Here is a 19,906-nt window from a genome sequence, read left to right as displayed (position 1 = left end):
CATGTGGTGCATGGGTCAATCCGACGACGAGCCGCTGGGGTTCCTGCTGTACCGCGTGATGGCGGCGCTGCGGCCCCGGCGGCCCCCACGGCCTCAAGCGCGCGGCGTTCGTGACCGCGGCGCTGCTGCTCGACGGGCCGGCCGACGCCGCGCAGGTTGTGCAACGGGTATCCGACGCGACCGAGGGCGCGTTCACCCCGCCGCAGGACCTGGCGGAGCTCGCGATCGGGGTGCTGGCCGGGCGGGGCGTCGTGACGGTCGACAACGGCGTGGCGACCCTGACCGAACTGGGCCAGAACCTGCTGGCTTGGCGGGGCGTCAGCAGCGAAACGGCGCACGCCTTCCTGGGACGGGCGGCCAAGTTCGGCGACGTCTTCAAGATCCGCCGGACGCTCTTCGAGGTTGCCGGGCTGTCCCGCACCATCGCCTGGACGGGCACCGACGAGCAGAAGGAGCGGCTGGCCGAGACCCGGACCAAGGTGCTGGAAGCCCTGACCGAGGCGAAGAAGGAGCTACACCGGGTTCTCGGCGAGGACTAAGCCGAAGCGGGGTCGCTCAGCTTGACCAGCATCTTGCCGATGTTGGCCCCGGTGAATAGGCCGTTGAGGGCGTCGACACAGGAGTCGACGCCCTCAAAGACCGTCTGCCGGTGCTTGATCCGGCCCTCGTGCTCCCACTGGCGAAGCGCGGCGAACGCCTCGTCGAAGCGGCCCCAGTCGTCGAGCGCGTTGAAGCCTTGCATCAACGCGGTCTTGGACAACAGGTTCACGTAGTTGGCCGGTCCGGGGTGCTCACCGCTGAGGTAGCTGGAGACGACGCCGCACAGCACCACCCGCGCCTTGGTGGCCAGGCGGCCCAGCACCGCGTCGAGGATCGGCCCCCCGACGTTGTCGAAGTAGACGTTGACCCGTTGCGGGCAATGCCGTTTGAGCGCGGCCGGCAGGTCCTCGTTCTTGTAGTCGATGCACGCGTCGAACCCGAAGTCCTCGACCACCGCGCGGCACTTCTCCGGGCCGCCCGCGATGCCCACCGCCCGGGCGCCGGCGATCTTGGCGATCTGCCCGGCCACCGACCCGGTGGCGCCCGCCGCGGCCGACACCACCACCGTCTCCCCGGGCTGGGGCCGACCGATGTCCATCATCCCGATGTAGGCGGTGGCCCCGGTCGGGCCGTAGACCGACATCACCGCCAGCTGGTCGACTTTCTCCGATGGATGGGCCTTGCCCGAAATGGGCGTGCTGAACACGTCGTCGCGCACGATCACGTACTCCTGGAAGCCGGTCAGCGTGGTGACGACGTCGCCGACCTCGAAGGCGTCGCAGCGCGACGCCACCACCTCCCCGATCCCCGCCGCCCGGATGACCTCGCCCAGCTGTACGGGCGGCAGGTAACCCGGTTGGTCGTTCAGCCAGGTGCGGACCGCGGCGTCGAGTCCCACGTAGGTGGTCCGGAGCAGCGCCTCGCCTTCGGCGGGTTCGGGCGCCGGCGCGGTGACGAGCTCGGTGTCATCGGGCCGGACCAGCCCGGTCGGGCGGCGACGCAATACGATCTGGCGGTTGGGCAAGTCGGGCACGATGTGAAACTACCCATTCCGCACCGTCCGGTGGGAGCATCTCTGCATGGACTCGCAGGATGACCCGGAAGAACGGATCCGCGAACTCGAGCGCCCCCTGGCCGACACGGCACGCGCGTCCGAACTCGGGGCACCACAGCAGCCGCCCGGCGGTTACGCCTATCCGCCCGGCCCGGCCGGGCCGCCACCCCCGCCGCCGAGCCCGTGGACCTATGGCGGCCCGTTGTCCGGGCCGCCGCCGAAACCTCGCTCGGGCAACCGCGCCTGGTGGATCCTGGGCACGTTCATCGTGGTCGGGCTGCTCGCGCTCGCGGGGGGCATCGCCGCCTTCGCCGCCCACCAGCTCTCCGGTGTCCGGTCGGTCATCAACTCCCCGCCGACCATCTCCGGGACGTTCGGCCCTTCCTCGAGCACCCCGAGCCGCCCCGTCCCGTCGACCACCCGGAGCAAGACACCCAAGCCGTCGACGTCGCCCACCGCACCGCCGGGTGGCAACGTCAGCGTGTCCGGCGTCAACGAGAACCGGACGATCGCCTGCAACGACAACATCGTCAGCGTCAGCGGGGTTTCCAACACCGTGGTGATCACCGGCCACTGCACCAGCCTCACCGTGTCCGGCGTGCAGAACTCGATCACCGTCGATTCCGTCGACACCATCGATGCCTCCGGATTCAACAACAAGATCACCTACCACACGGGCGCGCCGAAGATCACCAACGCCGGCGGATCGAACCAGGTGCAGCAGGGCTGAACGCCGAAAGGCGGGTTAGGCCGGCTCTTCCGAATCGTCGTCGACATCGTCGTCGAGGACGCTGACCGCGATGCCGTAGGGCAGGAACCGCACCTTGCGCTTGGGATCGACGTTGCTCTTGTTGGCGCGCAGCGCGTCGAGCTCGGTCGCGTAGACTTGTTCGACGTGGGCGCCGCCGCCGGCGTCGACGGTGTAAATGGCCCACACGCCATCGCCGGCCTCACCGGCGGTCTCCGGCGCGTGGCGCGGCCGCCGCGACAGGTCCTCGAAGAACGTGGACCAACTTGTCCCGGGCACGGGGGCGGTGACGAATTTGCCGATTCGCTCGAACACCTCGCGCAGCCCCTCGCTGCCTTCCCTGATCACCCGATCGAATTCGTCGGGATCGAACCCGAACGCACCGTACTCGCCCACGCAGGCCTCCTTGCACTCACAGCGTTACTGCTCAGTGTGCGCTCAGTCGGCACCTTTTGCCACGGACTCCCGTGGCAGGGCTAAGGGGCCCCTGGCGGCGGGGCCGGCGGGGGCGGCGGTGGTGGATTGATCGGGATCGGCACCGTGATGAATGGGAAGTGCAAATACATCGTCAGCGGGGGCCTGGCCGGATCCTGATACTGCGGGGGCGACGCGGGCACCGCGGCCGGCGGCGGCGGGGCGGCCGGCGCGGGTGCGGCCGGCGCGGGCGCCGGTGCCTGTTCGGCGGGCGGCGGCACCGATTCCGGCGCGCGCCGCTGGGGCACGCGTCGAGGGGGTGGCGCGGCGTTGGCCACGGTTTGCGGCGCCGGCTGCACGGCGGGCGGCGGCGGAGGTGGGGCCGGCGGGGCGGCCTCGGGTGCCGGTGCGGGTGGTGCGGCCACCGCGGGCGGAGGCGGCGCCGGGCTGGGCGCGGTCAGCTGCGCCTGCGGGGGCGGCACTCGATCGGCCGGCGAGACGGCGCCGGGCTGCGGCGGCCGCCCCGGGCCGGCGTCCGACGCCAGCGAAACCACCAGCGCGCCCGCCACCACGGCCGAGATTCCCGCCAGCGCGCCCCCGGCCAGCACCAACGGCCTGCGGCGCCGCGGGCGCTCACCGCCGTACGCCGCGTCGTCCGCGAGGGCGCTGTAGGCCAGCGCGCCGGCAACCGGGTCCGCATTGCCGTAAACGTCCAGGTAGGCGGGTGTGAGCGCGCGGGGATTGATTTCGCCGGTACCGGGATCCAGCGCGTACGCCAGGGCGGCCGTCGACGCCGCGAACAGCGGCGCGTTCGCCGATGCCAGCGCCGCGCCTCGCGCCAGCGCCAGGTCCGGCTCCTCGGGCAAAATCACTTCCAGCGCGGTCGCCCCCTCGAGCGTGGCCTTGATCGTCACCGCGTCGACCGGGCAGTCGGACCCGCAGCCGACGACGAACAGGCCGTCGGCACCCGAGCCGGATGCGTCCAGACCGGCGACCATGGCCGCCAGCTCGGCGGCATCGGCGCCGGCGAGCTGGCGCCGGTGCAGGTCGACGATCGAACCGTCGGACACGTCGACAATGGCCAACGTCGCGCTGTCGCGCTCGACCAACAACATCGCGATCCGCGCGTAGCCGATCGCCTGGCCGACGGTCTGCGCCAACGCGGCCGCCGCGAGCAGCGGGGAGACCAGCTTGACGCTGCCGAGGTCACGGGAGGCGATCGCCTCCCGCAGCGCGCCCACCTCGGCGGGGCCGCTCCAGGTCACCCCCGTCGCGCTCAACCGATAGCCGCCCTCGGCCGCGCCCTCCCGGGTGCCCACGATCGCGGCCACCACCTGGTCGGGCCCGCTGGAAGTCGCCGATTCGTCGCCGGCGATTACCTCGAATTCGTCCTGCTCAACAGTGACGCCGTCGGCATCCTGGCCCTCAATGAGCACCAGGCGGACGGTCGTCGGGGCCATCGACACCCCGAGCACGATGTCCACTTGCGCCTCCAAGGTCCGCAAAGTCGCTTTACGCCCTCTATGAGGGCATCAACAACAGACCCCGCCCGAACTGGGTGATACCAAACTACCCCCGTACGGGCGGACGCGCAGGCTCGATTGACCCTTGATTTACGTTGGTTGACCGGCGTCACACGACGCGGCCCGTGGCTAATAGCCCGGACCCAGGAAGGGGTTCTGCGAGTTCCCCGGATACTGCGGATACTGCGGATACTGGGGGGCCTGGGGGGCCTGGCTCTGCGGGACCGGAACGGGTATCGGCACCGGTAGCAGCGGCACATGGATCCACTGCGTCGTCATCGGCACGGTGGTCGTGGGTGTCGTCGTCGGCGGCGGCGGCAGCGGCGAAGGCGGCGGGGGGACCGAGGTCGGTAGCAAGGAGCTAACCGGCGGCACCGGCACGGGCACGACGGTGGGCGCCGGCGGGATCTGGTGGTTTTCGATGCCCGACAGCGTGTAGGCCACGCCGCCGATCGAGGTCATGGCCACCACGGCGCACATCCCGATGATCAGCTGCGAGAACCGGAGCCGCCGCCACGGCCGGGCCGGGGGCGGGTCGATCACGTTCAGGCGCATCGACCAGCCGGCCGGACCGTCTTCGTCGAAGACGGCGGGGCTGTAGGGCACCCGCACGTCGCCGGGGTATTCGGTTTGCGACCAAGCCAATTCGCGATCGGTCAGCGCCTCGTCGTCGATCACCAGCACATCGCCGGCCGGCAGTTCGACAAATTCCCCGGCCGCGGACGTGAGCAGGCCGATCGACGTGCGCGTCCGCAGATCCAGCTCTTCGCCGCGCGCGGCCAGCAGCAGGGCGCCGGCGGCGGCCGCGTGCGCCGGCTCCGACGGGCTCACCACCGGTCTGCGCGAATACACCGAAAGGCGTTCGGTGACAAGCGGAATGCTGGCGCCGCCGCCGACAGTTACCACCGCCGAAAGGTCTGCCCAGCTCTTCTTGTGTCGGGCCAGCATGTCGTCGAACGCGTAGATGAAGCCGGAGAGCCGGTCGTGGATCAGGTCACCGAGCTCGTCTCGGGTCAGCTTCATCGTGCACCTGCGCCCACCGAGCTCGGCGGCGAATTCCGCCGCCGTTTCGGTGGATAACCGCTCCTTGGCCTCGCGGCACTGCTCTCGCAGCAGGCCGAGTTGACCGACGGCGGCCGTACTGGCCGGGTCGATCCCGCTGCCGTGGCCGAGCTCCTCGAAGACCTTGAGCAACAGCGCCTGGTCGATTTCGTCGCCGGAGAACGCCGCGTAACGCATTGTCGGGCTGACCAGTTCGAAATCCCCAGCGAGGCTCACCAGGGTGGCCGAGGTGCCGGTGCCGCCGAAATCGAGCAGGCCGACCACGCCCGTCGCCGCAAGGCACAGCTCCGCATTCGCCGCGGTCAGCGCCGCGATCGCGTCGGAGACCAGGCGGGGCGCCATACCGCTGCGGACGAAACCCAAATGTGTTCGAAGACCGTTGCGCAGCGCCTGCACCGTGCCCGGCTTCCAGTACGCGGGAACGGCGATGGAGATCTCCGACGAGGCCACGTCCGCGCCGGCGGTACGGACGATCGCGTCGAGCGCTTCCACCATCAGCAGGTCCGGGTCGTGCGCGGACCCGTCGGGCGACACCAGCGCCACCGAATCGCCGATGCGCTCGACGAATCCCCGCATGAGCGTGCCGGGTTCGCTCAGGGGCGGATGCCCGTTGTCTTCCAGGGGCAGGCCGATTTTCGGCGCGCAGTGCGGATAAAGGGTCAGCACGGCGCGCCGGGAAACCGGCGGGCTTCCGTTACGTGCAGCGACCAGGTTCGTGGTCCCGATCGACAACCCCAGTGGGTCGTACATAGAGCGAAAACCTTCGTCTATAGGAGTCGGTGGCCAGCGTTAACCCTAGCCGCGGACACGCGGAAAGCCGATGGCTTGCAATGCCATTGGTACGCCGTCGATGCGGTTGTGTCACCGAATTGGGACCAGGACCCTATTGACAAAAGGGGTTCAAATCGCGCCGGGTCTACACCACGGTCAGCGGCAGCGAACGCCTCGGCTCGAAGTGGAATGTGGACCCGCCACTGAACTTGGCCACCGCTACCTCTGGCAGTTCGGCTGCCCGGCTATCGGTCTCGACCAGTTCCGCGGTCCAGTCGGTGGGCGTCCCGCTAACTCGGACCTCGAGGCGCGGATCCACGGCGGTGGCGATCGCCTGCAGCGGCCGCACCGATTCCGGTGAACACAGCGATATCCAGGCCGCGTCGTCGTGGGCCGGCGACCGGTGCACGCTCAGCCGGTTGTCCGCGGTTTCGGCCACGACGTAGCCGTCGGGGTTGAGCAGCGGGTGCAACTCGAACACCGTTCGCGCTCCGTTGATCCCGGCGGGTGACCCCAGCGCGCGGTGGATTCGCTCGGCGCCCAGCCCGGCCAGACCGATCAGGCCCCGGGTGCCGACCGAGGCGGCCTGGGCGTCGTCGGCCGCGCGCTTGCGCACCGCGATGGCAAACGACAGGTAGAGCAAATGCATCTGCAGGCAGACCTCGTCGGCCATCCGGACCAGCGCCGAGTGCGAGAACGCGCCGAAGTCCAGATCGGACAGCAACGGCCCCGAGTAGTCGGCCTGGCCCTCCTCGGACCGCTCGACGGGATCCAATTCCCATGCGGCGGCGCGGGTTTGGCGGACGGTGTCGAGCGCCGGAATGCCCTTGGCCTCCGGGTAGGACTCGTCGATGGTGACGGTCCAGGCGCAGTGCGGATGCCGATCCGAGGGCACCCGCGGCGGGCGGTGGATGGGACGCATCTGCGCGCGCGGGTTGGTCGCCACGGCGGTGGCGTCGAACGTCGGATCCTCGATGGTGTGACACATCCCGAACACGTAGTCGTCGCCCATCGGCTCCACGTCGAGCAGCGCGCCGCAGTGATCGAGGTGGAACTCGCCGTGCCAACGGTCGTGGATGGTGTAGCGGAAATCCATGAATTGCGGCGGGGCGCCGATGTCGAGCTGCAGCCCCTTGAAGATGGTGGGCACGTCGTCGCCCTCGAAGTTGAGCGCCCGCTGCATGCGCTTGGTGTAGACCGGGCTGGCGCCCGCCCACTCCTCGATGGCGATCTGCACCATCTCTTCGCGGCCGAATTCCTGGATGCACCAGGCCATGCCGGAGCGGTCGATCATGTGCCCGACCAGAAGGAGTTCGGGCACCAGGACGGCAAGCTCCGGACGAGACAACCGCGCGTATCGGCTCACCGCCCAAAAATAGATCCGACTATGTTATAAAGTCAACAATGACCATTTCCGCAGGCCACGTCCCCCGGCGCCCGGCCACGCCTACCCGGCGCACCAGCGCGCCGCGAAAACGCGGCGATGACACCCGCGGCAGGATCATCGACGAGACGGTCCGCTGCATCGTGGAGGAAGGGTTTGCCGCCGCGACCGCCAAGCACGTGGCCGAACGCGCCGGGGTGACATGGGGCGTCATCCAGTACCACTTCGGGGACCGCAACGGCATGCTGATGGCCGTCGTCGACGACGGGGTGGCCAGACTGATCGAGAGCCTGTCGTCGGCCGACGTCAGCGAACTCCCTCTGCGCGAACGCATCGAGGTCGTCGTCGACACCGCGTGGAGCTGTTACAGCAGCCCGACGTCGATGGCCGCCTTCGAAATCCTGCGCGCCACCCGCGGCGGCCCGGGCTCCCCGTCGCGGCGTCACCTGCTCGAGATGAACTCGGCCATCGGCGAGCTCGGCCGGCTGATCACCGGCGATCCGTCCAACGCCGGTGTCGCCGAGGTCATCTGGGCCACGCTGCGGGGTGTGGTCCTCGCGCAGATGGTCACCGGGAGCGCCGTCGACTGGAGCCTGGAACGACGCGCCCTGATCGACATGGTCACCCGTGTGCTGCAATGACGGGATGACCCCTCAAGATCTCGTCGACATCGAAGCCATCAAGCAGGTGAAGTACCGCTACCTGCGCGCGCTGGACACCAAGCACTGGGACGATTTCGCCGACACCTTAGCCGAGGACATCAAGGCCGACTACGGCCCGTCGATCGGCAACGAGTTGCACTTCACCAACCGCACAGAGCTGGTCGACTACATGCGGACGTCGCTCGGCCCCAACGTCATCACCGAACACCGGGTGACCCATCCGGACATCACCGTGACCGGCGACACCGCAACGGGCAGCTGGTATCTGCAGGAGAGGGTCATCGTCGCCGATTTCAATTTCATGCTGATCGGCGCCGCCTTCTACCGCGACTCCTACCGGCGCACCGAGACCAGCTGGAAGATCAGCGGGACCGGCTACGACAGGACCTATGACGCCACAATGTCGTTGGCGGGCATGGACTTCAAGGTCAAGCCCGGTCGCGCCTTGGCTACTTAGTAATCGCGATCACCGAACCGGGCCGCAACCAACGGATGATCTGCACCAGCGTGGCATCGTCGATGGCCACGCAGCCCTCGGTGGGGGCCCCGTCGGTGGTGTGGAAGAAAAACGCCGAACCGCCGCCCGGGGTCTTGTTCTTGTTGACTCCCATCACCACCGCGTGCTTGTACTGCGGGATGTCGAGGTTCTCGCTGGCGGCCGTGCTGAACGGGCACTGGGCCTTCTGACACACCTGCATGCTGTTGAAGGTCGGGCTATGGTCGTCGCCGCTCCACCAGTGGGTCGGCCCGACTTGCGTATACGGCAGTCCCCCACCGGGATTCGGTGCCGTGCCGAAGGCGGAGTCGAGGGTGTACACCCCCATCGGGGTGGCCGGCACGCCGCTACGCGCCTGCGGCGCCATGCCCGCCGAACCGACGTGCGTGGGAATGCCGTTCACCAGCGCCTGCCAACCGGCCGCGCTGCGCTGGTAGATGTCCATCTTCGCGTTCGAACCGCCGGTGCTGACCACCGAAACCACCTGCGCCGCATTGCCAACCGAGTTCGCGAACCACGGTGTGGCAGCCCCGCTCACCGGTGCCAGCGCAATCCAAGCGCCGATCAGGCACGCCACAGCGCACAGCGAAGCTAGCAGTCGGCGCATGGGTTCAATCGTCGGGCCGCGCCAGCCTCATGGTCAAGTAAAGCTTTAGACCCGGTTGGGTAACCGCGCCGTGACCACCGGCGCGCGTTCGGCCGGCGCTCCCGGCGCGGGCCGAAAAACCAACAGGCACAACAGGAAATACAGGTATCCCAGCGACCAGCCGGCCAGCACATCGGACGGGTAGTGCACGTTCAAGGCGACTCTGGCCACCCCGACCGCCAGCAGGCTCAGCGCCGTCAGCGCGATCGCGGCGCGGCCCGCCGCCCGGCTCACCATCGGCAGCAGGAAGCTCAGCAGCGCGAGCAGGGCGGCCGTCGCCTCGAGCGCATGCCCCGAGGGAAACGACGTGGACGGCGGGGCCACCAGCATGGTCGACGGTCGCGGCCGGTCGGCCAGGTCCTTGGCCGCCGTCGTCACCAGCCCGCTCAGCGGCGCACACGCCAGCAGCGTCAGCGCCGCCCGCACCTTGCGCTGCATCAGCGCGGCCACCGCAGCGGCGGTGCCCAGCAACCGCAACGGAACCGGCCCCAGCGCAAACGACACGCCGCCCCAGAACCGCACCCACACCGGATGCTTGACGGCGACGTCGCGCGAGGCGTTCAGCAACGACCAATCGAATCGATGCAGCCAGCTCCAGCCCTGGCGGTAGCCCACCCACATGACCGCATAGACCAGGACGGCGGCCCCCGCCAAAGACAAGGCCACCGAAACCGCGAGGGCCCTCCGCTGTCGGCTCATCCCACCACCGATACCAGCATCGGCGCGGCGCCGACGCGGCGCGCGGTCATACTGGCGTTATGGCGGTCTTCGTCCGGAAGTTGTTCGGCATCGGCAAGCTACCCGACGACCTGCACGCTCAGGTCGAGGCCGAGGGCCTCATCTACCTCGCCGACTACGTTGCGGTGACCCGGCGATTCAGTGGCGTCATCCCCGGGGTGCGGGCGCCGCACAGCGTGGCCAGCTACTCGGGTTCGCTGGTTTTCACCTCCGAGCGGGTGCTGGCGACGCTGTCCATGCTGCCCAAGCTGGCCGGCCCGACCGTCAACGTGCGCTGGGACGCGCCGCAGACCGGCGCGGCGAGGGTGGAGATTTCGTCAGCCGGATTGCAGGCCGACGTCGATGTCGCCGAGGTGGACGAGAAGTTCAGCGGCGAGCTGTCCCTGCATTACAAGGCGGCGATCCCGGCCGATGTGCTCGCGGGCTTGCCGCGGCGGTCGCTGGCCTTCGACATGCCACCCGAGTACGTCTTCCGCGCGGTCGGCGTTACCTATTCTCCGTGATCGTGATCAGCGGCCAGGGTGGCTGCCGGAGCACCGCCAGGGTGCCGATCACCGCGGCCAGCAGGCCGGTGAGCACGCCGATCAGCGCGATCCGGTTGTTGTCGACGGCGGGCACCCAGGTGGCCTCGCCCCCGCGCACGACGAACACGCCGAGCGGTTTGGCGACGGGGATCACGGTGGTGCCGTCGGCGGTCTGGTAAGGCTCGCCGTAGACGCCGTCGCTGGGCAGCTGGTCGAACACGTCGGAAACCTTCACAAAACGCTCCCTTCGGCGGGTGTGGCCACAGGACACGTTCACGCTAACGCGGATTTTGCCGCTCTCTCTACGATGGCCCTGTGACCGATCAGGCGTTCAGCCCCCAGGAGCGGCGGGCCGTCTATCGGGTGATCTCCGAGCGGCGCGACATGCGCCGGTTCGTGGCGGGCGGCGTGGTGGGCGAGGAGGTGCTGGCGCGGTTGTTGCAGGCCGCGCACGCCGCGCCCAGCGTGGGCCTGATGCAGCCCTGGCGCTTCATCCGGATCACCGACGACTCGCTGCGGCGGCGCATCCACGCGCTCGTCGACGAAGAACGCCCGCTGACCGCCGCGGCCCTCGGCGAGCGGGCCGAGGAGTTTCTGGCGCTCAAGGTCGAGGGCATTCTCGAGTGCGCCGAGCTCTTCGTCGTCGCCCTGTGCGACAACCGCGACCAGCACGTGTTCGGCCGGCGCACGCTGCCGCAGATGGACCTCGCGTCGGTGTCGTGCGCGATCCAGAACCTGTGGCTGGCCGCGCGCTCCGAAGGCCTCGGCATGGGTTGGGTTTCGCTGTTCGACCCGCAACGGTTGGCGGCGCTGCTGGCGATGCCCGCCGACGCCGAGCCGGTGGCCATCCTGTGCCTGGGGCCGGTGCCCGAGTTCCCGGATCGGCCGGCCTTGGAGCTCGACGGGTGGGCCTACCCGCGCCCGCTGTCGGAGTTCGTCTCCGAGAACCGATGGGCTCCAGCGTCGCTGGACGCAGCTCCGTAGCGCCCGGGCGCTGCGGTATCGTCGCCGGTCGAGGTGACCCCATGACGGCTGAGGGCGTCAAAGACGCCGAAGAGAACGTCCTGATCGTGCACTGGCACGACCTAGGGCGGCAGTTTGGCGCCTACGGTCACGCGGACGTGTCCAGCCCGCGACTGGACCGGCTTGCCGCCGAGGGCATCCTGTTCACCCGGGCGCATGCCACGGCGCCGCTGTGCTCTCCGTCGCGCGGATCGCTGTTCACCGGCCGTTACCCGCAGACCAATGGGCTGGTGGGCCTGGCCCACCACGGCTGGGAATACCGCAGCGGCGTGCGCACCCTGCCTCAGATCCTGTCGGAATCCGGTTGGCATTCGGCCCTTTTCGGCATGCAACACGAGACGTCGTACCCGAAGCGGCTCGGGTTCGACGAGTTCGATGTGTCGAACTCCTACTGCGAGTACGTGGTGGACAAGGCCTCAGAATGGCTCCGGGATAGCGCCGAGAACTTTGGGAAACAGCCGTTTCTGTTGACCGCGGGGTTCTTCGAGACACACCGGCCCTACCCGCGGGACCGCTACGAGCCGGCCGACAGCGCGGCCGTCGACGTTCCCGACTATCTGCCCGACACCGCCGAGGTGCGCGGCGACCTCGCCGACTTCTACGGGGCGATAGCCAGTGCCGATGCCGCGGTGGGGCGGCTGCTGGACACCCTCGCCGACACGGGGCTGGATGCCAACACCTGGGTGGTGTTCTTCACCGATCACGGCCCGGCGTTTCCACGCGCGAAATCGACGCTCTACGACGCCGGAACCGGCATCGGGGTGATCATCCGCCCGCCCACCGGCCGAGGCGTGGCGCCGCGCGTTTACGACGAACTGTTCAGCGGCGTGGACCTGGTGCCGACGCTGCTCGGGGTGTTGGGCCTGCACGTGCCGGCCGACATCGACGGCGTATCCCACGCCGGCGCGCTGCTGGCCTCCGACCCGGCGGCCGAACCCGTGCGCGAGCAGGTCTACACCACCAAGACCTACCACGACTCGTTCGACCCCATCCGCGCGATCCGCACCAAGGAGTACAGCTACATCGAAAACTACGTTGCGCGGCCGCTGCTCGACCTGCCGTGGGACATCGAGGAAAGCCCGTCCGGGCAGGCCGTCGCACCGCTCGTCGCGGGGCCGCGTCCGGAACGCGAACTCTACGACCTGCGCAGCGATCCCGCCGAGACGCACAACCTATTGGCGGGCGACGACCCGGGTGCGGACGCGATCGCGGCCGATCTCGCTGTGCTCCTTAATGATTGGCGCCAGCGCACCGGCGACGTCATACCGTCGGAGTTCGCCGGCTCCCGCATCGCGCTGCGTTACACCGAAACATATCTGCAGATTCACCACCGCAAGCCGAGCAGCCGGTCGGCGATCGCCGTCGACCGCGGCATCGAGGAGTAGCTAGCCGCCCGGGCGGTGGCCGTCACCGACCTGGGCGACGATGAACACCCGCCGGAACGGGAAGATCGTCGTGCCGTCGGCGCGCGGCGGGTAGGCGTCGTCGAGCAGCGGGATGAGCTCCTGGCGGAACTGCTCCCAGCCCGCCTCGTCGAGGCGCTCGCGCACCGGGACCAGCGCCGTGCCGGTGATCCATTCCAGCACCGGATGCTCCCCGGTCAGCTGGTGCAGGTAGGTGGCCTCCCAGACATCGACCTTGCATCCGGCGTCGAGCAGCAGATTCGCGTATTGCAACGGCGACTGAACCACCGCACCGACGCGAAAAGGTATGTCGCGCATCAGCTTTGCGTACGGCTCACGGCGGGCCAGTGCCCGCACCGTGGCATGCGAGGGCGTTTCGAAGTTGCCGGGGATCTGCACACCGATCCACGATCCGGGCGCCAACTCGCCGGCCCACCGGACCAGCAGGTCCGGATGCTCGGGCACCCAATGCAGGGCCGCGTTGCAGACCACCACATCGGTGTCGGGCTTGGGCTTCCAGTCGCGCAAGTCGCCGATGACGGCGTCGATTCCGCGTTCCTTGGCCGCGGCGACCATCTCCGGCGAGCTGTCCATCGCCTCGATCACCGCGTCCGGCCAGCGCTTGGCCAGGTACTGCGTCAGGTGGCCGGGCCCGCAGCCGAGGTCGACCACCCGGCGCGCGCGGTTGGCGCCGACGCGCGACAGCAGGTCGTAGAACGGCCGGCTGCGATGGTCAGCAAAGGCCAGGTAGACGTCGGGATCCCACATGTCGATCCTCCTGAGCAAACCTTCACGAGTCGGGCGATAGGTAAACCGTATTACCGCATGCCGCCCCCGCGTCGACCGAGTGGGGTTAGCATCGGGTCTGTGACGCCCGATCTGGATTCGGCCGATCCCCCGATTCCCCTTCCCGATGTTCCCGGCGCCGACGTACCCGCCGGCGCCGAGGGGCTGCCGCCGCGCTCCGCGCTGTCACCTCGTCAGCGGGCGGTCCTCGAGGCGACCTCGATCTCCGATCTGGCGTTGCGCACCGCGGTCGCCTCGGTGCTGTCCGCCACCGTGACGCCGGCCGTCATCGCCACCTCCGTGCGCTCCGGCGGTGACCGCGCCAACCTGTCCTTCTACGCCGAGCTGGGCGCCGAGCGGGATCCGGCGAAGTCGTTTCCCGCGCCTACCGAGTTGCCCCGGGTCTCGTCGCGGCCGGCCAATCGGTTCGCGGAGGGGCTCGCCCACGGCACCGTCGACAACATCTCGTTCCCCAGCAGCTTCCGCGCGATCAATCCCGCGATGCGCTCACGATGGAATGCGTTGCGGCTCAACAACGTGGTGCACGCGCAGCACTGGCGCCACGGCGACGGACCGCACCCCACGCTGTGCGTCATCCACGGCTTCATGGGTTCGTCGTACCTGGCCAACGGGCGGTTCTTCACGCTGCCGTGGTACTACCGGTCGGGCTACGACGTGTTGATGTACACGCTGCCGTTTCACGGTCCGCGGGCCGAAAAGTACTCGCCCTTCAGCGGTTTCGGCTACTTCTCCGGCGGGCTCAGCGGTTTCGCCGAGGCGATGGCACAGGCCGTGCATGACTTCCGATCCATTGTCGACTACTTGCGCCACACCGGCGTCGAGCGCATCGCATTGACCGGCATCTCACTGGGCGGCTACACCTCGGCGCTGGTGGCCTCGGTCGAGGATCGGCTGGAGGCCGTCATCCCGAACTGCCCGGTGGTGAGCCCGGCGACGATGTTCCACGAATGGTTTCCCGCCAACACGCTGATGGGGCTCGGGCTGCGGTTGTCGAACATCGGCCGCGACGAGCTGATGGCCGGGCTGTCCTACCACTCCCCGCTGACCTACCGGCCGCGGGTGCAAAAGGACCGCCGGATGATCATCACCGGCCTCGGCGATCGGATGGCCACGCCCGGTCAGGCCGTAATGCTTTGGGAGCATTGGGATCGCTGCGCGCTGCACTGGTTTCCCGGCAGCCACGTGCTGCACGTGAGCCAGCTGGACTATCTGCGCCGGATGACACAGTTCCTGCGCGGCGTCATGTTCTAGCGAATTCGGCCACCGGTGCCCGATGGGCGCCGGCCTCCGGAGTGGGCCAGACCAGTTGTGCCAGCAAGCCGGCGGGCGCATCGGCGTGTCCGTCGAGGCGCTGCGCCGACGACAGGTCCAACGCCGTCAGCGCGGGCAGGTGGTTGCCGCGCTGCGGGGTCAGCCCGGCCAGCGGTGCCGCCGACGCCGGGGGCGTGTCGGTCAGGAACGCACACGCGGCCGCGACGGTGTTGTTGGTTCCGTTCCCGGCGATCTCGAGTGCCGTGCAGGTCTCGCGCGAGGGGTGCGACCGGATCGCGTCGAACGTCTCCGCCAGCCGGTCATCGACCTGAACCTGGTATGCCGCAACGTAATCCGAGGCGCCCCGCTGCACGCCGCGCCACGTTTCGCGGGCGTCAGGTGCAACCAGGCGCGGCACCTCGTCGGGCGCGACGGTGCTTGCCTCCCAGCCGATCTCACGAAGATGGTCGGCCAGCCGGCGGGCGACGACCTGGGCGGTTTCCTGCAGCGGGATCCGTGGCGAGCGGGCCCGCAGCGCCGCCAAATTGTCGGCAGCCGATACCGTGATCCCGATCCAGGTCTCGCGCCGTGACTCGTCGGATGCGTTGTCGCGGCTGGTGATTCGGATCTTGTCGGCGCGGACGCCGTAGCGGTCCAGGTACCCGGCGACCAGCGGCAGCGGGAGCACATCGGAGTCGGCGGCGGGCGGGCCCAGCCGCAGCAACGCGGTCGCCTTTGTGCCGGAGCCGGATTCGGGTACGAACCCGCTGCTTCGGCGCATGATGGCCAGGCGGCGGCCCACGATCGTGGTGAGGTGCAAACCGCGCCACCAGCCGAACAGCAGGACGACGACGACCACGGCGATGCCGAGCAGCCAGTAGTCGCGCGGCGATCGCCAGGGATAGGCCATCGCCGCGGGCACCACGGCCAGCAGCGCCAGTGTGATTCTGCCGGGACCTGGAATCGGTATCGAGCTGCTCACGGGGTGGGCTCCTTTCTACGGGCAACCGCAGCAATCGCGGCGGCAGCCGCCACAACCAAAGCCAGTGCGGCGGTCCCGAGCAATGCGACGGTCCGCGGTGTGGTGTCCGTGGGCGCCGGTGCCGGCGGAACGGCGACCGGCTTCGCCGGGGCCACCTCGGGTCGGTTGCTGCGGGGCAGGTCCCACGTCAGCGCTGCGACCGGGTCCACGCTGCCGGCGCCGACGACGTTGGAGGGCGCCCGGGCGCCGTTGTGCGCGGTTGCGGTGATGCGACGCACCACCTGCGGGGCGGTCAGCTGGGGATACTTGCTGCGGACCAGCGCCGCGACGCCGGACACGTAGCCGGCCGCGTAGCTGGTGCCGCTCAGCGCGACCAGCTGCTGGTGGGCGTCGGGCAGGCCATTAGCAAGACCGCCCAGGCTGCCGCCGTCGCGGTTGCTTACCGACACGACGTTTTCGCCCGGAGCCGCGATGCCCACCCACGGGCCGGCCATGGTGAATTTCGACGGTTGCCCGTCCGGTGTCAGGGACGCCGCCGACAGCACATACGGCTGCCACCATGAGGGGATGGAGACCGACGTGACGCCCGCCCAGTTACGCGGGTCGTCCGGACGGCTGAGGTCGGTGAGCTGATTGGACTCGCACGAGGATCCGCCGGCGACGGATCCGGTCGATCCGGTGTTGCCCGCGGCGGCCACGATCACCGCGTCCTTGTCCACCGCCGCATACCGGAGCGCCGCGCCCAGCGCCGCCTGGTCGACGGTCCGGTCCCACGGCAGGCAGGTTACCTCGGAGACGTTGATCACCCGGGCGCCGAGGTCGGCCGCATGCACGATCGCCCGGGCCAGCGTCGCGACGTCGAAGGCCGCCCGCCCCAAAAGCGGATCGCCGCCCGGCGTTCGCGGCGAGAACTTGTCGGACGTCGTCCTGATCGACAGCAGCCGTGCCGCGGGTGCCACCCCCGCGAACCCGTCGTCGCCGGGCTGGCCGGCGATGATTCCGGCGACCAGCGTGCCGTGCCCGTCGCAGTCGGTGAGGCCGTCGGTCGTCTCGACGAAATCACCCCCGGGGTCGACGTTGGGCAGCCGCGGGCCCGGCCGCACCCCGGTGTCGAGGACCGCCACCAGCTGGCCGTCGCCGCGGGAAAACTGCCACGCCGCAGGAAGGTTCAGCATCGCCTGGCCGGGTGTCACCGCGGCCGGATCGCTGCCCGGGATGACGCCGGAGGTGCTGCACGGGCCGCGCTGTTCCATCGGCTGGCCTGGTCCCGGCGTTCCGCTGGGCGGCGGCAGGCCCGGATCCACCTTCGGCTGATCGATTGCGAACGCCGACGGACAGGCCCACATGGCCCCAGCCTGCAGACAGACCAAGGCCGCTGCGAGGCAGGCTGACCCGGCTTGGGGTCCGGCCCTCCTCATCGATTGAGCACCAAGGTGAAGAGACCGACCAGGTACGCCATGACCGGGATCAGTGAAGCATCCAAACCGGCCCCGACGAAGCCCACCAGCCGGCGCACCGGCAGCGAATAGCTGTCGGGCGCGGCGACGCGTGGGTTCAGCGCCACCACCACCCACACGGAAGCCAGCGCGACGAGCACCAGCGCGGCACCGATGGCGGCGGAATAGCGTCCGGTCGCGGTGTAGAGCACCAGGAGGACACCCGCGACCAGGTAGGGCTGAGCGAGCAGCCAGGCCTTGCAAGCGGCCGAATCCCACACTCGGGCACGCAGGATGGACGCCGCCGCGGTTGCCGCAACCACATACCAGCCCACAATCGCCAATGCCTCGGGACGCAGCGCGATCGCCACCGAACCCAGGACGCTGAGCAAGACCGCGGCGGCGATGAATCCGCTCTGATGGGCGTCGCCGATCCGCACCCGCCGCGGCAGGTCCTCGAGCAGCGGTAGCGACGGTGCCGACGGCGTGGGGTCGCCGGGCGCCGGGATGACCGGCAGCGGGAAGCGTGCCCACAGCGCAGACAGCTGGGCCGCCTCGATGGTGACCAGCAGGGCCGCCGCGATGAGACCACATCCAATACTCAATATCGGTAGGTGCCAAAGCAGTTCGGCGCCGGCGGCCAGCAGCACACCGGCCCCGGTTACCGCGGTCGTGGTAAACACACCGACGATACTTTCCCGCCCGGGACCGGGAACCATCAGGGCGATCAGCGACCACGCGGTGACGCCGGCGGCGGCCAGCACCAGTTGCGCCGGCCCGAATTTCCCGGGTACCGCCAGCGCCAAGGCGGCGCCGATCGGGACCAGCGCCGCAATCGACAGCGCCATCCCGGTGCGCGCGGAACGCGGCGTGATCAGCAAGCCGGCGAGCGCGGTGAGTGCGGCGATCACACTGACGGCGATCAGCCCGGACAGCGCGCCGGTGGCGACCCGGTAGGTGACGCACAGACCGGTCACCAGGAATGTCACGGCGATCGCCGCGGCCAGCGCACCACGCTGGATATGGGCTATACCCCAGGGCTTCAACCGCGAGGTCGAGAAGATCATCGCCGCATCGGCGATGTCCTCGACGATGCCCGGCGCGGCGGGACCGGCGGGTACCGGCTGCAGCGCCAGCAGGTCACCATCGACCACTCCGACGGTGTCCAGGCTGGCGTCCAGGCTGAACGGCGCGCCACCGATGGGCGCCAGGCTCAGCTGGGCAGCCGCGCCGATGTCATGGGTGCCCAGGGTGTCGTCTCCGTCACCATTCGTGGCCGAGGGAGCCGCCAAACGCCTTACCGCGGGCAGGATTTCGCGCAGCGGTAGCTCGGTCGGCAGCGCCATCTCCGTCAGCCTGGTGTCCGCGAGGATTGCCACGCGGACGATCGGCATGACGGCGCCGGACGTCACTGGACCCTCGAAGAATGCTCGGTCCGTTCCTGGGACATGGTTCTCTCTTCTCTATCTTGGTGGGTTATGCGTGTTGGGCGGAGAAATCTCGGTGCAGCCGCTGGCCGGCGAACCACTGATCGTCCGGCAATAAGGCGGTCAGTTGTTCGATCGCGACGGCGATCGCAAAGGGTGTCCCCGGGCTGAATGTCGACACCCACTCGCCGTCGAACGCACGCGACGGGCTGACCAGCACCCGTCCCGCGGTGGTGTCGACAATGCTCATCCCGACCTCCGTGGTGGCGTGCCGCCCATTACGGCGGCAGCCGGCGACGATTTCGACGTAGCTGCGCGGACCGTCGAACACCGACTCCACAACCGGCCGTGCCGATGCCGGGATACCCAGGTACTCAAGGACTTCGGCCAAGGCGGCGCCAGACCGCAGCCGCTCGTCGGCCCGGGCCCCGACGCGCATTGGCATGCTGAACTCGTCGAATCGCGCCGGCGCCCGCTGCGCCAGCCCGACCCCGAGGACCGAAACCAGCGCGCGTGGGTCGTCGATGTCCATGGCGGTAAAAGTGATCAGCTGCGCGCTGCGCAATGCGACCACGGTTTCTGGGGGCCTCCCGGTGGCGCCGGCACGCAGCGCGACCACGCCGCGCAGCAGCTCGCCGGTGCCGGCGGCCGCCGCGGGTCCCACATAGCGCAGGTCGAGCCACCGGTCCGGAAAGCACACCACTCTGATCCAGCCGGCGACCGCCGGGTTGACGACACCGCCTTCTGACACCAGACCCATCCGGGTCAGGTCGGCCCGCTGACGATCGAAGAACGCTTTCCGCTGCGCGGCGTCAGAATACGGCGTGGTGATCGCGAGTACCCACGGGAAGGTTCCGGCCCCAATGGTTTCCGCGATGAACCACGCCTGGTCGACCGTCAGCTCGACGGCGTTGGGTTCGGTGCTCATCAGGGCAAAACTAGCCGCCCCATTTGGCGGCTTCGGCCGTGTCGCGGGCGTACATGGCCAGCGTGTTGGAGTCATGGGTGCTGGCCA

The 19,906-nt window shown here is 69.3% G+C and carries 21 protein-coding genes; 8 read left to right on the top strand and 13 right to left on the bottom strand.

The window, feature by feature from the left end; genetic code table 11:
* The first annotated feature begins 110 nt into the window (after nucleotides 1-110).
* A complete protein-coding gene (locus A5764_RS00520) occupies nucleotides 111-539 on the top strand; it encodes a hypothetical protein (RefSeq protein WP_231989562.1) in 429 nt (142 codons plus the stop codon).
* Here A5764_RS00520 and A5764_RS00515 read toward each other — a convergent pair.
* Nucleotides 536-1,573, bottom strand: coding sequence for an NADP-dependent oxidoreductase (locus tag A5764_RS00515; protein WP_067106884.1), 1,038 nt, complete (start codon nucleotides 1,571-1,573; stop codon nucleotides 536-538). The two genes, A5764_RS00520 and A5764_RS00515, sit on opposite strands and share 4 nt — an antisense overlap.
* A 46-nt stretch (nucleotides 1,574-1,619) precedes the next feature.
* Here A5764_RS00515 and A5764_RS00510 point away from each other — a divergent pair, with 46 nt between their 5' ends.
* Nucleotides 1,620-2,324 carry a DUF3060 domain-containing protein gene (locus A5764_RS00510; protein WP_067106881.1) on the top strand — a complete coding sequence of 235 codons (705 nt, stop codon included), beginning with the start codon at nucleotides 1,620-1,622 and terminating at the stop codon, nucleotides 2,322-2,324.
* A 15-nt stretch (nucleotides 2,325-2,339) separates the two neighbouring features.
* On the opposite strand, the gene A5764_RS00505 is transcribed toward A5764_RS00510, so the two are convergent.
* The 4 genes from A5764_RS00505 to A5764_RS00490 form a co-directional block, all read right to left on the bottom strand.
* The gene (locus A5764_RS00505) at nucleotides 2,340-2,738 is read right to left on the bottom strand and encodes a hypothetical protein (protein WP_067106879.1); all 399 of its coding nucleotides are present in this window, start codon (nucleotides 2,736-2,738) and stop codon (nucleotides 2,340-2,342) included.
* Nucleotides 2,739-2,818: 80 nt separating this feature from the next.
* Nucleotides 2,819-4,240, bottom strand: a complete 1,422-nt coding sequence (locus A5764_RS00500) for a hypothetical protein (protein ID WP_067106877.1) — start codon at nucleotides 4,238-4,240, stop codon at nucleotides 2,819-2,821.
* Nucleotides 4,241-4,408: 168 nt separating this feature from the next.
* Nucleotides 4,409-6,091, bottom strand: coding sequence for an Hsp70 family protein (locus tag A5764_RS00495; RefSeq protein ID WP_067106874.1), 1,683 nt, complete (start codon nucleotides 6,089-6,091; stop codon nucleotides 4,409-4,411).
* 166 nt (nucleotides 6,092-6,257) lie between these two features.
* Entirely contained in the window at nucleotides 6,258-7,478 is a 1,221-nt protein-coding gene (locus A5764_RS00490; protein ID WP_156664437.1) for a hypothetical protein, read from the bottom strand.
* A 38-nt stretch (nucleotides 7,479-7,516) separates the two neighbouring features.
* On the opposite strand from A5764_RS00490, the gene A5764_RS00485 reads away from it, so the two are divergent.
* On the top strand, nucleotides 7,517-8,137 hold the full coding sequence (locus tag A5764_RS00485; RefSeq protein ID WP_067106868.1) for a TetR/AcrR family transcriptional regulator: 621 nt from the start codon (nucleotides 7,517-7,519) through the stop codon (nucleotides 8,135-8,137).
* Nucleotides 8,124-8,615, top strand: a complete 492-nt coding sequence (locus A5764_RS00480) for a nuclear transport factor 2 family protein (RefSeq protein WP_067106865.1) — start codon at nucleotides 8,124-8,126, stop codon at nucleotides 8,613-8,615. The genes A5764_RS00485 and A5764_RS00480 overlap by 14 nt, the downstream gene beginning before the upstream one ends.
* On the opposite strand, the gene A5764_RS00475 is transcribed toward A5764_RS00480, so the two are convergent.
* Together A5764_RS00475 and A5764_RS00470 are read right to left on the bottom strand one after the other, a co-directional pair.
* Nucleotides 8,608-9,261, bottom strand: a complete 654-nt coding sequence (locus A5764_RS00475; RefSeq protein ID WP_067106861.1) for a L,D-transpeptidase — start codon at nucleotides 9,259-9,261, stop codon at nucleotides 8,608-8,610. The two genes, A5764_RS00480 and A5764_RS00475, sit on opposite strands and share 8 nt — an antisense overlap.
* A gap of 45 nt (nucleotides 9,262-9,306) precedes the next feature.
* The gene (locus A5764_RS00470; RefSeq protein ID WP_067106859.1) at nucleotides 9,307-9,999 is read right to left on the bottom strand and encodes a phosphatase PAP2 family protein; all 693 of its coding nucleotides are present in this window, start codon (nucleotides 9,997-9,999) and stop codon (nucleotides 9,307-9,309) included.
* Nucleotides 10,000-10,058: 59 nt separating this feature from the next.
* On the opposite strand from A5764_RS00470, the gene A5764_RS00465 reads away from it, so the two are divergent.
* Nucleotides 10,059-10,541, top strand: a complete 483-nt coding sequence (locus A5764_RS00465) for a hypothetical protein (protein WP_067106856.1) — start codon at nucleotides 10,059-10,061, stop codon at nucleotides 10,539-10,541.
* Here A5764_RS00465 and A5764_RS00460 read toward each other — a convergent pair.
* Nucleotides 10,525-10,797, bottom strand: a complete 273-nt coding sequence (locus tag A5764_RS00460) for a hypothetical protein (protein WP_067106853.1) — start codon at nucleotides 10,795-10,797, stop codon at nucleotides 10,525-10,527. The genes A5764_RS00465 and A5764_RS00460 overlap by 17 nt on opposite strands.
* Nucleotides 10,798-10,877: 80 nt before the next feature.
* On the opposite strand from A5764_RS00460, the gene bluB reads away from it, so the two are divergent.
* Entirely contained in the window at nucleotides 10,878-11,546 is a 669-nt protein-coding gene (gene bluB, locus A5764_RS00455) for a 5,6-dimethylbenzimidazole synthase (protein WP_067106850.1), read from the top strand.
* Between the two features lie 41 nt (nucleotides 11,547-11,587).
* Nucleotides 11,588-12,970, top strand: a complete 1,383-nt coding sequence (locus A5764_RS00450; RefSeq protein ID WP_067106848.1) for a sulfatase — start codon at nucleotides 11,588-11,590, stop codon at nucleotides 12,968-12,970.
* On the opposite strand, the gene A5764_RS00445 is transcribed toward A5764_RS00450, so the two are convergent.
* Nucleotides 12,971-13,756, bottom strand: coding sequence for a trans-aconitate 2-methyltransferase (locus tag A5764_RS00445; RefSeq protein ID WP_067106846.1), 786 nt, complete (start codon nucleotides 13,754-13,756; stop codon nucleotides 12,971-12,973).
* A 99-nt stretch (nucleotides 13,757-13,855) separates the two neighbouring features.
* Here A5764_RS00445 and A5764_RS00440 point away from each other — a divergent pair, with 99 nt between their 5' ends.
* Nucleotides 13,856-15,046, top strand: coding sequence for a S9 family peptidase (locus A5764_RS00440; RefSeq protein WP_067106841.1), 1,191 nt, complete (start codon nucleotides 13,856-13,858; stop codon nucleotides 15,044-15,046).
* Here the strand turns inward: A5764_RS00440 and eccE are convergent.
* The 4 genes from eccE to A5764_RS00420 all read right to left on the bottom strand — a co-directional run bounded on the left by eccE (nucleotide 15,036) and on the right by A5764_RS00420 (nucleotide 19,819).
* Entirely contained in the window at nucleotides 15,036-16,028 is a 993-nt protein-coding gene (eccE, locus tag A5764_RS00435) for a type VII secretion protein EccE (RefSeq protein ID WP_067106837.1), read from the bottom strand. The genes A5764_RS00440 and eccE overlap by 11 nt on opposite strands.
* Nucleotides 16,025-17,446, bottom strand: coding sequence for a type VII secretion-associated serine protease mycosin (gene mycP, locus A5764_RS00430; protein WP_067106834.1), 1,422 nt, complete (start codon nucleotides 17,444-17,446; stop codon nucleotides 16,025-16,027). The genes eccE and mycP overlap by 4 nt, the downstream gene beginning before the upstream one ends.
* The gene (gene eccD, locus A5764_RS00425) at nucleotides 17,443-18,858 is read right to left on the bottom strand and encodes a type VII secretion integral membrane protein EccD (RefSeq protein WP_156664438.1); all 1,416 of its coding nucleotides are present in this window, start codon (nucleotides 18,856-18,858) and stop codon (nucleotides 17,443-17,445) included. The genes mycP and eccD overlap by 4 nt, the downstream gene beginning before the upstream one ends.
* Nucleotides 18,859-18,940: 82 nt before the next feature.
* Nucleotides 18,941-19,819, bottom strand: a complete 879-nt coding sequence (locus tag A5764_RS00420; RefSeq protein WP_067106827.1) for an ESX secretion-associated protein EspG — start codon at nucleotides 19,817-19,819, stop codon at nucleotides 18,941-18,943.
* Nucleotides 19,820-19,906: the final 87 nt, after the last annotated feature.

It is taken from the genome of Mycobacterium sp. 852002-51057_SCH5723018 (assembly GCF_001667035.1).
Classification (GTDB): Bacteria; Actinomycetota; Actinomycetes; order Mycobacteriales; family Mycobacteriaceae; genus Mycobacterium.
Note: the sequence above shows the minus strand (reverse complement) of the source record. Positions and strands in the feature narration are given on the sequence as shown.